Annotated in this window: 9 protein-coding genes; 2 read left to right on the plus strand and 7 right to left on the minus strand. The window is 69.8% G+C overall.

What is annotated here, in order from left to right; genetic code table 11:
* Nucleotides 1–30: 30 nt before the first annotated feature.
* The 7 genes from ACWD0J_RS17835 to ACWD0J_RS17865 form a co-directional block, all read right to left on the minus strand.
* Nucleotides 31–1,518, minus strand: a complete 1,488-nt coding sequence (locus ACWD0J_RS17835; protein WP_451496746.1) for a molybdopterin-dependent oxidoreductase — start codon at nucleotides 1,516–1,518, stop codon at nucleotides 31–33.
* Nucleotides 1,519–1,686: 168 nt separating this feature from the next.
* Nucleotides 1,687–3,024, minus strand: a complete 1,338-nt coding sequence (locus ACWD0J_RS17840; RefSeq protein ID WP_451496747.1) for a hypothetical protein — start codon at nucleotides 3,022–3,024, stop codon at nucleotides 1,687–1,689.
* Nucleotides 3,025–3,045: 21 nt separating this feature from the next.
* Nucleotides 3,046–5,403, minus strand: coding sequence for an ABC transporter substrate-binding protein (locus tag ACWD0J_RS17845; protein ID WP_451496748.1), 2,358 nt, complete (start codon nucleotides 5,401–5,403; stop codon nucleotides 3,046–3,048).
* 102 nt (nucleotides 5,404–5,505) lie between these two features.
* Nucleotides 5,506–6,762, minus strand: a complete 1,257-nt coding sequence (locus ACWD0J_RS17850; protein WP_451496749.1) for an FG-GAP repeat domain-containing protein — start codon at nucleotides 6,760–6,762, stop codon at nucleotides 5,506–5,508.
* 29 nt (nucleotides 6,763–6,791) lie between these two features.
* Nucleotides 6,792–7,733 (minus strand): myo-inosose-2 dehydratase, encoded by a 942-nt coding sequence (gene iolE / locus ACWD0J_RS17855; protein WP_451496750.1) that lies wholly within the window; start codon nucleotides 7,731–7,733, stop codon nucleotides 6,792–6,794.
* 36 nt (nucleotides 7,734–7,769) lie between these two features.
* Nucleotides 7,770–9,488, minus strand: a complete 1,719-nt coding sequence (locus tag ACWD0J_RS17860) for a pyranose oxidase (RefSeq protein ID WP_451496751.1) — start codon at nucleotides 9,486–9,488, stop codon at nucleotides 7,770–7,772.
* Nucleotides 9,489–9,544: 56 nt separating this feature from the next.
* A complete protein-coding gene (locus ACWD0J_RS17865; RefSeq protein WP_451496752.1) occupies nucleotides 9,545–11,398 on the minus strand; it encodes a glycoside hydrolase family 15 protein in 1,854 nt (617 codons plus the stop codon).
* A gap of 883 nt (nucleotides 11,399–12,281) precedes the next feature.
* Between ACWD0J_RS17865 and ACWD0J_RS17870 the strand changes: the two genes are divergently transcribed.
* Together ACWD0J_RS17870 and ACWD0J_RS17875 are read left to right on the plus strand one after the other, a co-directional pair.
* Nucleotides 12,282–13,064 carry a GtrA family protein gene (locus tag ACWD0J_RS17870; RefSeq protein WP_451496753.1) on the plus strand — a complete coding sequence of 261 codons (783 nt, stop codon included), beginning with the start codon at nucleotides 12,282–12,284 and terminating at the stop codon, nucleotides 13,062–13,064.
* A 454-nt stretch (nucleotides 13,065–13,518) separates the two neighbouring features.
* Complete coding sequence (locus tag ACWD0J_RS17875; RefSeq protein ID WP_451496754.1) at nucleotides 13,519–13,986, plus strand: MarR family winged helix-turn-helix transcriptional regulator; 468 nt, start codon at nucleotides 13,519–13,521, stop codon at nucleotides 13,984–13,986.
* The last annotated feature ends 127 nt before the right edge of the window (nucleotides 13,987–14,113 follow it).

Consider the following 14,113-nt stretch of genomic DNA (forward strand, 5'->3'; position numbering starts at 1 on the left):
CGCTCCGCTCCGGGCCGGCCGGGGTGGCGCTCAGATGGCGACGATGTTCTCGAAGTGCTGGTTGTCCTCCCGCCAGCCGCCGTTGCCGCCGCCCATCTGGGACACGTCGGCGACGATGTCGATGCGGGCCAGCCACTTCACCATCTTGAACCCGAGCTGGTTCTCCAGGCGCAGCCGCAGGGGAGCACCGTACTCGACGGGGAGTGGCGCCCCGTTCATCTCGTACGCCAGGAACGCGCCGGAGGCGGCCAGGAGGTCCAGCCGTACCGCCTCGTAGAAGAGGCCCTCTCCCCATGATTCGGTTTGGGCCTTGTCGTCCATGCCCCAGAAGACCGCGAACCGGGCCTCCGGCAGCGGCCGGCAGCGCTGCAGTACCTCCGTGATCGGCACGCCGCGCCAGTCCGCGATGGAGGACCAGCCCTGGATGCAGTGGTGCAGGCTGCGGCGCCGCACCTCGGGCATCGCCCGCAGCTCCTCCAGGCTGAACGCATGGGGTGCGGCCACCAGGCCCTCGACGCGCAGCCGCCAGTCGGTGAAGCCGTCCTCGAACGAGCGCCGGTAGGCGCCGTCGGTCGGCGGACGGCCGTTGATCCAGTGATATGCGGAGACCGGCGTGCCGGTGCGCTCGTGCGGCGCAGGCGGCATGGCGCGGGTCATGCCGTGCTCCACAGGAGCGATCAGTGTTCCGAGGACACGGCGCGTCTCCTGGGGCCGGCGCGCTGAGACGACGGTGGCCAGGATGTTGACCGCGATGACGGCCAGCAGGCCGAGGCCGGCCAGGACCAGGGCCAGGGTGTGGTTGGCGGTGACGGAGCCGAGCACGATCTTGGCCATCTCCTGGCCCAGCCCGTGTGCCGCGACGACCGCTACGTGCACCACCAGGAACACGGTGAAGACGGCGAGCAGGACGAAGTGCAGGAACCGGGCGCGTTGCCGTCCGCCCAGTGCCCACACGTAGCGCGGGAACCGCGCGTCGACCGCCGGTGACATCGCCGCGCCGGTGGCGATCTGCAGTGGGGCGACGATGAAGACGATCGCGAAGTAGCTCAGCTGCTGGAGCGCGTTGTACGAGCCGCCCTCGGCCGGGGGATCCGCGGTGAGGTAACCGCCCAGCGCCCGCAGCGCGTCGGGGACGATCTCCCAACTGGTGGGCACCAGGCGGCGCCACTCGTCGGAGACGAAGAGCAGGACGAGGTAGACGGCTCCGGTGAGGATCCAGCCCAGCACCGCTGCGAAGTGCCAGTGCCGGCCCAGGCCCAGACCGTGTGGCCGCCCCGGCAGAGCGATGACGGGGGACCAGGTCTCCTCCAGGTCCGACGCCGTCCACAGTTTGCCCTCGGGCAGCTCGCGGCGGCTGAACTTCAGCACCTCGCTGCCGGGACGGCAGTCGTCGTTGAGGTACAACCGCGGCGAGGCGCTGAGGATCTGCAGACCGCTGCGCATGAGGAGCGTGAGGAACAGGAAGTTCAGGAAGTGTGTCGCCCGCAGCCAGGCGGGAAAGTCCAGGGCGTGGTTCATGACCGGTTCGTCCTTGTGTCCAGCGGGCGTCCGGGCGAGTGCGACCGGCGCGGTTCTCCGCGCGGGGCTCGGCGCCTGTGCCCTGTGGCCGGGAGATCCACCGTTGCACGCCGGCTGCTGTCCCGCGACCGCGGGCGGGCCGTTCGTGTGACGCCGGCACCTGATGCCTCACAGCAGGAACATGAGAGCGGTGACGGCGAACGCGAGGAAGGCGAGCGTCGGCCAGTACAGAAGCTTGGGTGCCAGGTTGTCCCGCCATTCGACCAGCGCGAGGCGTGGGCCGCGGGACAGCAGGAGGGAGTTCCACACCACGGCGATGATCATGAAGTAGAGGCAGAAGTAGAGGTAGTCGATGTACGCGATGCCGTGCGAACCGGTTTCCTGCCGCGTCGTGTTGTGGTCGACCGTCAGGACCAGCAGCAGCGCGGCCGCGAGTTCGACGACGGTCAGCCCGTCGAACCCGGCCAGAGGGAAGCGCCGGGTGTTCTTCGTGGTGACGAAGAGAGAGGCGAACACGAGGATCGCGATGAAGGCCAGCGGGATGATCCTGCCGAACAGTGGTGAGACGAACTCCCGCGCCATGTGCATGTTGAAGTACAGCTCGGGAAAGGCTTCCTTCCGGTACTGCCGGCCCTGTCCGAAGTTGGCCGAATAGGGCGGGGTGTCGTAGCTGAAGGCCGTCGCCTTGACGTCCCAGTTGCCGGGAACGAAGCCGGAGTCGAGGCCGTAGGCGGCCTGAGGGCGCCAGGGCGGGTAGGCCGCGAGGTCGGGCACGAGCACCGCGCGCTGCCGGAAGTCGGGATGCCACAGACGCAGCCATACGTCCTGCTCGTCGAGGGGATACGTGCGGTAGTCGAAGATCTGACGCAAGGTGACGTGGAAGTACCAGCCGACGATCTGCTCGCCGTCGCGGCGGAAGTCGTACACCTTCTCCGGCTCGTAGGACTCGTCCGCCTCCGGCAGTACCACCCCGCGCTCCAGGTCGGCGGGGAGCGAATCGGCGTAGCGCTGCCAGAGGTACCCGCTCACCTCGACGTCGTAGGCGTCGGTGAAGCGCAGTGCCTGGATGAACACCCCGGTGGGAACCGCGAGAACGGGAGCACCGGCGGGCATGTGGCGGGCCAGATACGCCTGGGCCGAGCGGGGACTGGTGACGATGGTGCCCCGGGTCAGGGTGTGGGAGGTGTCGGAGACCTGGATGTGCCAGACGGTCGCGGTGCCGGTCAGCAGAACGGCACTGGTCCACGCGCTGGCCAGCCACAACCGGTGGGTGGGCAGCCGGCGGATGACGGCCAGGCCGCCGAGCAGGACCAGCAGCAGCCCGAGGGCCGTGACGAGGCCGAGACGCGTGCTGGGATGGCGCAGGTCCAGCCCGTCAGGATGGCGCAGGGCCACGAACAGGGCGACGGCGAACAGTACGGCTGTGGCGAAGGCGAGGACGTCGACGGTCCTCGCGGCCCGGCGCAGGTGCCGCTTCGTGGGGAAGTCGGGTTCGGCAGTTGTCACGGCGCGGTCCCGGAGAGTGGTTCAGCCGAAGTGGAGGACGTAGGCGAGCAGTACCGCCAGGCAGAACAGCGGGTAGTAGACGCGGGAGACGTGCGCGAGCCGGTTCCAGGCCCGGACGTTGTCGTGCTCGTTGAGCCAGGCTCCGGCCAGGGAGATGAACACGCAGGTGCCCACCAGGAACATGAAGGCGTAGTAGGCCCATTCCAGGGCCACCGAGTAGCCGATGTCCGGCAGGGACCCGGTCACGTTGGTGAGCAGGACGGCCGCGCTGAGCATGGCGGTCACCTCCAGGGAGACGCGGGTGCTGGTGTAACGGGGGTCGCGCGGGAAGAAGAGCGTGGCGTAGGTGACGGCGACGCTGAGCAGCAGCGGCAGGAGGTTCTTCACCAGGAACGGGCCGGCGCTGCGGGACACGGTGACGTCGGCGACGTACTGGGCGAAGTGGACACCGGTCTGCCCGTGGGAGAGGTCGGGGTCGCCGAGGCGGGCGGTGGAGCCGACGGCCGCCGTGTACAGGGCGAGATCGTGCACCGCCCAGTTCGGCAGGCCGTCGATGGACTGCCTCACGTCCCGTCCGCTGCGCAGCGCCTCCGCGCGGTCCTGCGTGATGAGCGGGCGGTCGACGACGTAGACGACACGTGACGAGGGATCTGTCCGGTTCTGAACGACGATCTTGAGGTGCTGCCGGTCGAACGGAAAGCGGTGGAAGTCGAGTTGCGCGCTGAAGGTGGTGACGATCTGGTAGAGGCGGTATGTGACGCCGTCTTTGACGGACTGGCGGACAGGGGCGGGAAGCTTGAAGCTGTCGTCGGCGAGGTTGGCGAAGTCGACGGCTGCGGCGTCCTCGCTGCCGGTGTAGCGCAGCCAGAGGAAGAAGTCCGCCTTGAAGGTGCCCTCACGGGTGTCGAGGGCGCTGATCCGGTTGACATTGATCCCGGTGTGGACGACCTGCTGGCGGGCGAGCACCTTGTCCCGGTAGCGCACGGCGTGCCCGGCGGCCAGTTCCTCGTCGACGTCCAGCCCCTGCGCGGGCCTGTACTCGGTCAGCTGGGCGGGCGCTGAGACGACGCTGCCGTCCTGCACCACGCCCAGAGTGACCGGCTGGTGCAGGGAGCGCGTGGCGTCGAAGTGGATCCGCCCGTACAGGCCCGGGATGCTGCGCGCCGGGGTGTTCAGCGCGGCCAAGGCGTCGCGGACGGCCGTGTGCTGGCGGGGCGTGACGCGGCCGTGGGGTGCCTTGGCGGCGCGCAGGGCGTGCACGGCGAGGACGGCGGCTGTCTGCCCGGACATGGCCTTCCAGGAGGGAAGAGCGCCGTAGCGGTCCCGGTAGGCGGCTGCCCACGTCAGTCCCTCGCCGGTGAGACTGTCGGCCAGTTGCGGGGAGGCGGTGTAGAAACGGCCGGTCATCGAGCCGGGCTTCGCCCGTTCCTGGGACGAGCCGGCCAGTGCGGAGGCGAAACGGTCGTTGGACAGGTCGTCGCCGCCGATGACGGGGTTGGTCACGCCGTGCGAGCGCAGGTACGCCAGGGTGGTGAGCGCTGGGTCCTCGGGCATCGCCAGGATCACCGGCCCCTTGTCCTCGTCCTGGCGCACGGCCTTCAGCGCCTGCGCCAGCTGTCCGGCGAGACGGGGTCCGACGACACCGTCGAGGGCCACGGACCGGTGGACACGCCCGCCGGCCGCGAACGCCTGGCCGAAGCCGTCCGCGAGTGATCGGCCGTAGACCGTGGCGGCATGCAGCACGGTGGCGCTGCGCGCGCGGAGCACCTCATGGGCGTACGCGGCGATGAAGCCGCCCTGGTAGGAGTTGGTGTACGTGGCGCGGAAGCACCAGGGGCTGTCGGTGATGCCGTCCGCCGTGGCCGTCGGCGTGATGAAGGGGACGTGCGCCGCGGCGTAGACGGGCGCCGCCGACATGGCTGTCGGACTGGTGGTGTTGCCGATGACCAGAGCGACCCGTTTGTCGCGGACGATGCGCTCGGCCGCGCGCCGTGCCGCCCGCGGGTCGGCCCGGTCGTCGTAGAGCAGCAGACGCACCGGGTGGCCGTGCACGCCTCCGGTGTGGTTGACCCGGTCGAGATGGAAGCGGACCCCGCGGGTGATCTCCTTGCCGCGTGGGGCACCGGGGCCGGTGTGGCTGGTGACCAGCGCCACGTACGTGGGTTCCGGGGCCGGGCGCAGGAGCTGAGGGAGGGCGGCTGCCGCCGCGGCGACGACGGTCAGGAGGAGGAGAGCGAGGATACGGCGCCTTGCGGGCGGGCCCCACCGTGGGCGCAGTCCGGCCGCGGCGGCGCCGGTGGACGGCCGGCTGTTGGGTGCCGTCTCCGGAGCGCGGCTCGGACCCTCATCGGGTTCACCGGTGCGGTCCTCGTCTGTCACCGCGCGGGGCTCCCTTCTGCGGTGGCGTCATGACTGACGCACGGTCGGCCCGCACCGGACAGCCCCTGCCTGTCAGGGGCTGTCCGGTGCGGCCGCGGGGTCTCAGGCGGTTCCGGTCACGTCCGTCTCGTTGCGGAAGAGGGACAGTTTCGCGTCCTGGGCGACGAAGTACTTGTCGACCTTGTAGGCGATGGTGGCGAAGTCGAGCCGGCCGTCCCCGTTGAAGTCCCCCACCGCGATGCGCGCGGTGGAGTCGGAGGACACCCGCCACTTGGCGAAGACACCGGCCCGGATGTCGAGCGCCTTGTAGTAGAAGACGCCCTGCCAGGGCCACGGTCCGCGCAGGGCGACGAGGAACTCGTCGTCGCCGTCGTTGTCGAAGTCCGCGCAGACGATCTGGTGGCCGGGGCCTTCGCCGAGTTCGTTGGGGTCTCCGAACACGTCGAGGACGACGCGGCGCCAGGTCGCCTCGTGGACCGCGGTGCCGGGTTCCTCCTTGACGTACACGGCGACGGTGTTGCCGTGGAACGGCTCTGTGGCCGCCACATAGGCGTGCGGGTCGTCACCGATCCGGCCGGCACCCACGTCGCCGCTGCCTTTGAAGCCGGTCTGCTCGTACTGGGAGTGTTCACCGGAACCGATGTGGGTGGTGGTGAACCGGCCCTCACGCTCGTCGTAGTGCAGCCAGTTCACACCCTCCTCCGAAGCGAGGAGGATGGAGTCCAGGTGCTCGCAGCCGGGCAGCGGGTTCTGCCGCTTCTCCGCACCGTGGATCATGCGGAAGTGGCTGTCGTCCACGACGCGCTTGTCCCAGGGCTTGCGCACGTCGTTGTTGGGGCTGAACAACACGACCGGGATGAGGCCGTGCACGTGCTTGGGCCCCACGCACGGCACACCCATGATCTCGGGCTTGCGGGTCTGGGTGAAGTGACCGACCCGCAGGCGGTGCATGCCCGTCTCGCGGCCGACGTAGTGACGTTCCCAGCGCACGTCGGCGTCCGACTTGCCGGTGTTCTCGATCCAGTCGATCTTGCCGCCTTCGAGGTCCGGGTCGTCGATGCGGCCTCCGGAGCCGTACAGCTCGTAGCAGACGACGATGTCGGGGTGGCCGTTGCCGGAGATGTCGGCGCAGTGGGCACCGATGGGCATGTGGAAGCCGTCGGCCACCAACTGCCGCTGCCAGCCGGGGTTGCGGTACCAGTAGATCTCTCCGAGGGACAGTCCGTAGCCGAACAGGTCGGGCCGGGTGTCGCCGTCGATGTCCGGTGCCTCGACCCAGTAGCCGTCGTTGAGCTGGTCGGCCACGACCTCGCGGGTGAAGTGGGGGACGCGGATGTTCAGGGGGGTGTCAGCGGCCATGGGGTGCCTTCCGTCGGTGGTGGGGCGGGTCAGCCCAGGGCCTGGGTGAGGTAGGCGTGAGCGGTCTGGGCGTGGTAGAGCGGCGGGTGTCCGCCGAGGGGGTCCTGCTCGGCCTCCACGACCAGCCAGCCGCGGTACGTGTCGCCCGGGCGCAGCGCCTTGAGGAGGGTGTCGAAGTCGATGTCTCCGTCGGTGTCGCCGGGGACGGTGAAGATGCCCGACTCGATGTACTCGCGGAAGCTGCCGGCGGCCAGGGTGCGGTCGGCGCGCACGCTGCTGCGGATGTTCTTCAGGTGCACGTGGGCGATGCGGTCCCGGTGGCGTTCGATGATTCCGTTGACGTCGGCGCCGGCCCAGGTGAGGTGGCCGGTGTCCAGCAGCAGGCTGACCCGTTTGGGGTCGGTGTGCGCCATGAGCCGGTCGACGTCCTGTTCGGTCTGCACGCCGGTGCCCATGTGCGGGTGGTAGGCCAGGGTGAAGCCCTGGCCGGCGGTGATCTTCCCGATCTCGTTGAGACCGCGGCACAGGTCGTCCCACTGCTCGTCGGTGAACTCGGGCTTGTTGCTGCGCAGGCTCAGCGACTGGAGGTGGACGGAGTGGCCGAACTCGGCGACGCCGATCGTGGTGGTCTTCACCGGTGGGTCACCGGCGTTGAACTCCTTCAGGAACTCCAGCACCTTCAGCAGGTCGCAGGCGGTGCGTTCGGCGCCGTCGGGCACGGTGAAGAAGGTGCTGACCCAAGGTTCGCTCACGCTGAGGTCGCGCAGGTGCATGGCGGCGACGAGCGCGTCGACGTCGGTGGTGAAGTTGTGGCCGATACTGCATCCGTCGAAGCCCGCGAGGGCGATCTCGCTGAGGCACTGCTCCATCGGGATGTCGTGCCCGATCAGCGGGAAGTCGTCGTTGGTCCAGCAGGTGGGCGTGATGCCCAGGTGGATGCCGTCCGGGCGGGGGGCGGGGTGTTCCCTCATGTGGCGGTCCTGCGTTTCTGGTGGAGGCGGACGTGGTCAGTGGCCGGGGTGGCCGCTGATGATGGTCTTGGCCGCGTGCACGGCCATGGCGACGCTGGTGAGGGTGGGGTTGGAGGCGTTGCCGAAGGGGTGCAGGCCGTTGCCGCCGAGGTAGAGGTTGTCGATGTTCCACACCTTGGAGTACTCGTCGACGACGCTGTCCAGCTCGCTGGTGCCCATCCGGGTGGTGCCGGCGATGTGCAGCGGCAGACCGGGGGTGAGGAAGACCGGTTCGGAGCCGGGCATGAACCCGCCGAGTGCGGTGGCGGTGCGCAGCATGTGCTCGTTCATGCGGTCGGTCGCCTTCCGTTCGGCCTCGTCGAGGCGGAAGTGGAAGGTGGGCTGCGGCAGGTCGAAGGTGTCGCGGATCTTCCGGGAGAAGGTGAGCTTGTTCTCCGGGCGGGGTCGGGAGATGCCGAACCAGCGCAGGTCCACGATGAGGCGGGGGTCGACGTTCGGCGGCACCGCGCCGTAGGTGAAGGCGTCGCGGTGGATCTGGCAGTGCCAGGGCCGCTGCTCGCTCACCAGCAGCGCCAGGTTCGGATCGCGCTCGGCGGGCGGGAAGGGCACGGGGTCGGCGGTCTTGTCGCCGCCGTGGAGCCGCTTGAGCTGGGCGGCGCGGTATTCGGCGACGCGGTCGGCGGCGGCCGCGGCCCGCTTGTCCTCGTCCTGGTCGGTGCCGCTGGTTTCGCGCAGGACGGCCTCGATGCCGTCCATGTGGTCCTGCTGGAGCACCACCTGGCAGAAGGACATGGGCTGCTCGGTCAGGTAGCGGCCGAGTGCGGGCAGGGTGACGCCGGAGTTGAACAGCAGTTGCGGTGTCGGTACGGCGCCGCACGCCACGATGTAGGTGCGGGCGCGCAGACGGATGTCCTGGCGCAGGTCGCGCAGGTTCCGCACGACGGCGTACTCGACCTTCTGGCGCCGGCCCGCACCGGCGATCTCCAGCCGCAGGCACTGGTGTTCGGCCAGCAGGGTGAACGAGCCGGCCGACGGCCGGTGCTGCGGCTCGGCGAGGTCACCGAGGACGGTGTCGGACGCCGCCCAGTCGACGGCGGACGTCCGCTCGGCGTCGACGCGTTCGCGTACCGCGAGCGGCAGTTCGGTGACGTCGTCGAACTCCAGTCCCGACCGCTGGAGCAGCCGCTTGACCAGCAGGTGCCGGGCGGAGGAGGCGAAGACGGAGGTGCGCCGGTCGAGGAGGGTCTCGGCCTCGTCGTACAGCTCGTCCATCTTCTTGTCGTCGATGGGGTATTCCTCGTCGCCGTTGCGCCGTTCGACCTGGGCGTGGAAGCGAGGCACCGCGCAGGTCCAGTGCGTGGCCATACCGCCCACCGCGTATGTCGCCGCGGCGGCGGGGAGGTTGAGGTGCTTCTTCTGCTCCGGGTTCTGGTTGCGCATCGAGTAGCCGGCGTACTTGTCGGGATCGTAGGAGAACGCCGAGGGGTCCAGGGTGAGGACCGGCTCCTTGTTCGTCGCGGTCGACAGGGGCAGCAGGTGGCCCTTGATGACGGAGACGAACAGGTCGATGTTCTTCTGGTACAGGTAGCTGTTCTTCAGGTGTTCGCCGTAGCGCCGGGACAGCTGGGCGCCGGCGTCGATCATCAGGACGTGCTGTCCCGCGTCGACGAGCTTGCGGGCGAAGGTGCAGCCGACTGGGCCGCTGCCGATGATCAGGGCGTCGTACTCGGTGCTGAGCACGTCGTTGTCGGTCATGGGAGTCCTTTCACGGTCGGGGTGGGAGCGGGGAGGCCGCGGTCCGGCGGGAGGGCTCAGTTGGCCGGCTCGCTGCCTCGACCGTGGGCGTCGACACGTACGCCCGAGCGGGCGGACCCGCCGTCGACGGAGGTGATGTCGCTGGAACCGCTGAGCCACAGCGCGGAGTTGACGAGGCCGACCATGCTGAACGCCTGCGGGGTGTTGCCGAGGTGACGGCCGGTGGCCGGGTCGTACTCCTCGCTGAGCAGGCCCACGTCGTTGCGCAGGTCCAGCAGGCGCTCGAACAGCTCCAGCGCCTCCCGGCCGCGGCCGGTGCCGTGCAGGGCGTCGGCCAGCCAGAAGGTGCAGACCAGGAAGGTCGCCTCGGAGCCCGGCAGGCCGTCCACGCCGCCGTCGGCTTCGGGCCGGTAGCGCAGCAGGAAGCCGTCCTCGCTCAGCTCACGCCGGACGGTGTCGACAGTGCCGCGCACGCGCGGGTCGTCCCAGGGCAGGAAACCGACGCGGGGCAGCAGAAGCAGGGCCGCGTCCACGCCCTTCGATCCGTAGAACTGGGTGAACGTGTTGCGTTCGGCGTCGTAGCCCTCGGCGCAGATCTCGGCGTGCAGGCGGTCGCGGAGGTCCTCCCAGCGGTCCAGCGGACCCCAGCGGCCGTGGTGCAGTACCGAACGCACGGCCCGGTCCAGGCCGGTCCACGCCATCACCTTGGAGTGCACGAAGTGGCGTGAGTCGCCGCGGACCTCCCACAGGCTGGCGTCCGGCTCACGCCAGTTGCCCTCCAGGAAGTCCAGCAGAGCCGTCTGGACGTTCCACGCGGCGTCGTTGGCGGGCAGCCCCGCCTCGCGGGCCACGTAGAAGCATTCCAGGACCTCGCCCCACACATCCAGCTGGAACTGTCCGGCGGCCGCGTTGCCGACCAGGACAGGGCGTGAGTTCTCGTATCCGTTCAGCCAGTCCAGTTCGTACTCGGGCAGCCGCCAGGTCCCGTCCAGCCCGTACATGATCTGAAGGTCGGCGGGGTTCCCGGCGACCGCACGCAGCAGCCATTCGCGCCAGGCCGACGCCTCCTCCAGGTAACCGGTGCCGATCAGCGCCTGGAGGGTGAAGGTGGCATCGCGCAGCCAGCAGAACCGGTAGTCCCAGTTTCGTGGGCCGCCGATCTGCTCGGGCAGCGCGGTGGTGGCGGCCGCGAGGATCCCCCCGGTGGGCTGATAGGTCAGGCCCTTGAGGGTGAGCAGGGAGCGCCGTACCGCGTCGTTCCATTTTCCCTGGTAGGTGCAGCGGCTCATCCAGCTACGCCAGAACCGCTCGGTGTCCGCCACCGCCGGCCCGGCGTCGACGGGCTTGGGGCGGGTGGCCAGGTGCGAGGGCTTGTGGGTGAGGACGAACGGCACCTGTTGGCCGGCCTCGACGGTGAACTCCGCCCGCGTCGACATGTTCTCTCCGTAGACCTTCACCGGCGTGTGCAGCCAGAAGGCATCGGGGCCGGCCACGGCGCGCAACCCGCCCGCGGTGTGGGTCACCCACGGGATGATGCGCCCGTAGTCGGGGCGCAGCCGGAGGTCCATCCGCATCGTGACGCGTCCGCTCAGGCCCTCCACGATGCGCACGATGTCCGCGGCCTCTCCGCGCAGGGGCATGCAGTCCACGACGCGGACACTGCCTTCAGCGGTGTGCCACTCGCTCTCCAGGATCAGGGTGTCCTCCCGGTAGCGGCGGCGCGTCGCCGGCCCGGCGCCCGCCGGCGCCAGCAGCCACCGGCCGGCACTGTCGTCGTGCAACAGCGCGGCGAAGCACGCCGGCGAGTCGAACCGGGGCAGACACAGCCAGTCGATCGACCCGTCGCGGCCCACCAGCGCACCGGAGTGCAGATCACCGATGAAGGCGTAGTCCTCGATGGCACCGGCCATTACGTCACTCCCTCGCCCGATGCGGGCACACCGCTGCGCCCCGACCGCGTCTGACGGACGGCCTGGACCGACGTGCACCACCACCGGAGTAGGCGCACCGCGCCCAGGAGGGCTTCCGGCGCCGCGGGCACCTTTCAGGCACCCTGGACATCGGGGCGGCACGTCACACGGATGGATGTCGCCCGGCACGCGCACCAGTGCGCGCCGAGCCCTCGCCGAGCAGGTGCGGTTGAGCCCCGGGATCTCCGAGGCGGTGCGCGGGCGTCAGCGGGCCGTTCTGCGGAGCACGAGCCCTTCCCGTCCTCGACCCTCGTAGGCGGGGTCGTTGAGACGCGGCAGCAGTCTGTCGTGTCCGGCTGAGCGGCACTTCCAACTTCGCATAGGTCGCCGACACGCGCCAATTGGCATGTGCCATCGACACGGCGCGCCTGAAGTCCCCTGGTTCAGGGCTTGGTCATGGCCCCCGATCAAGACGGGTGAGGTCATCCGGCGCGCGGTGGTAACGGGGCAGTGGGGCACGGAGGGGCTGAGGTCATGTTCTGTGCGGACAGGTGGGCTGCAGAGACGAGCGCCACGCGAGGGGAAACCCCGGTCGGTGCGGCCCTCGCCGTCACCCAGACCGAGGGCCGCGTCCTCGGTGATCGGGGATCAGTCGGCGTCGGACAGGTTCGTGTTGCCGTGCAGGTCTCCCGCCACGCTGTTGGAAAGCGCCGCGCCTGGTGGTGGACGCTGACGAAGGTGCGCCGGGCGTGCTGTTCCCTCGGGGAGAGCCGACGCAGTTCTCATGGATGGCGCATCAGTCCTGGGGGATAGTTGACACGTCACAGGTAGATGATGTGTCATCTTCTTAGCGGGACCGCCCGCCCATGACGCAGGAGATGCCATGACCACGTCCCAGAGGACCGGCCTCGCCGCCTTCACCCGCTTCGTGGTCTTCGGCGGCGGCACCGGAGTCCTCGCCAGCCTGACCGTCCCGCTGCTCGCGATGGTGATGCCGTGGGCCCTGTCGAACGCGCTGATCACCGTCGCCTCGACCGCCCTGGGCACCGAGCTCCACGCCCGTTACACCTTCCGCACCGGCCGTCGAGCCGACTGGCGCCGGCACTGGCAGTCCGCGGGTTCGGCGGCCGCGGCCTACGCGGCGACCTCCGCGGCGGTGTTCGCCCTCCACGCCTTCCAATCCGCCCCCAGCATGCTCACCGAGCAGCTCGTGTACCTCTCCGCCGCCGGCCTCGCCGGCATAGGCCGCTTCCTGGTCCTGCGCCTGTTCGTTTTCGCGACGGGCCACGACCAGGAGACCAAGACGACCCACACCGCGCAGACGACCACGATCTTCACCCCGCAGCCCCTGAACATCCCGCAGTCCCTGAACATCCCGCAGTCCCTGAACATCCCGCGGCCCCTGAACATCCCGCACGCCCCGACCGTCGCCACCGCGGCCCTCGCGACCAGCAGCACCACTCCCCGCGCCGTCATCGCCCGTCCGCGATCGACCGGAGCCCGCTTCGGCACCTCCCGGGCCAGGGCCGTCGACGTCGCCCTCTACCGCGTCGCCGCCGTCGATGAGCTGCCCACCACCCGGACCAAGGCAGACCAGGAACTACGGCGTTCGGTCGAGAACGGCCGGCGCTCCCCGCTTGCCGCTCTGCAGCCCGCACAGGCCTGACCGGCGGCACGGCCCGCCACCCATGACGCCTGTTCCCCTCGGCTGACACGTGGGGAACAGGTGTCGTCGTCTCCGGGTGGCTTGCCCACGAGGGCTGATCTTCGGGAACGGCCGGTGTCCGGTGCGAGGACGCTGCCTATGGGGCACCCTTCGGTCTCCTGCCGGAGGCAACCGTCCAGCCAACGGTTCTGCCCCCCTGTCGGGGCAGCCCTCGCGGTGACCGGTGCGAGCTGCGGCAGGCGAGGCGCGGGCTAGGACGGGTTCCGCAACCGGATGCGTGTACCGAGGCTGCGCAGGCGGCATGGTCACGCCGGAGGACAGAGGGGACGGCTGGTGCGCCTGGCGATGTCGGCCGGGACGGGCTTCCGAGTGGAGACGGCGGTCCCAGGGAGAGAGGGCAGCGGCATCAGGCCCAGAAGTTCGGTGAACCATCAACTACGTTTACACTTTCTCCATGGAGGAAAACGTGCGGTGGTTGACGTCGGAGGAGCAGCACGCATGGCGGAGTTTCGTCCGGCTGCATGAGAAGCTCTCGGGTCGACTGTCGCGTTCGCTGCAGTCGGAGTCGAACCTGTCGGCTGCCGACTTCGCGGTGTTGGTCAACCTGACGGACGTGCCGGAGGGGCGGCAGCGCTACCAGGATCTGGCCCGGGCGCTGGAGTGGGAGAAGAGCCGCATGTCGCATCACATCGCGCGGATGGCCGGGCGGGGGCTGGTGGTACGGGAGGAGTGCGCCGAGGACGGGCGCGGTGCGTTCGTGGTGATCACGGAGCAGGGACGTGCGGCGATCGAGGCGGCGGCTCCGCTTCACGTGGAGGCCGTGCGTTCGCTGTTCCTCGACCATGTCACTCCCTCCGAGCTGCGGACGCTGGGTCAGGTCTCCGAGCGGGTGGTCGCGAAACTGGACGCGGACGCGTCCTGACACTGGACGCGACGGCGCGGTCAATCTGCGGAACAGCGGGTTGCTCCGGCCGCCGCGCGGGCGACCGCGCGGGGAGCGACCGGCACCAGCATCGAGTTGGACGACCCGGCCACGTCCAGCTCCACCC

It is taken from the genome of Streptomyces sp. NPDC003011, from assembly GCF_053591515.1.

Bases quoted from the DNA above. Each gene is read 5' to 3' on its own strand.
- ACWD0J_RS17865 (WP_451496752.1), bottom strand. From the start codon at position 11,398: ATGGCCGGTGCCATCGAGGACTACGCCTTCATCGGTGATCTGCACTCC.
- ACWD0J_RS17870 (WP_451496753.1), top strand. From the start codon at position 12,282: ATGACCACGTCCCAGAGGACCGGCCTCGCCGCCTTCACCCGCTTCGTG.
- ACWD0J_RS17850 (WP_451496749.1), bottom strand. From the start codon at position 6,762: ATGGCCGCTGACACCCCCCTGAACATCCGCGTCCCCCACTTCACCCGC.
- iolE (WP_451496750.1), bottom strand. From the start codon at position 7,733: ATGAGGGAACACCCCGCCCCCCGCCCGGACGGCATCCACCTGGGCATC.
- ACWD0J_RS17835 (WP_451496746.1), bottom strand. From the start codon at position 1,518: ATGAACCACGCCCTGGACTTTCCCGCCTGGCTGCGGGCGACACACTTC.
- ACWD0J_RS17875 (WP_451496754.1), top strand. From the start codon at position 13,519: ATGGAGGAAAACGTGCGGTGGTTGACGTCGGAGGAGCAGCACGCATGG.
- ACWD0J_RS17860 (WP_451496751.1), bottom strand. From the start codon at position 9,488: ATGACCGACAACGACGTGCTCAGCACCGAGTACGACGCCCTGATCATC.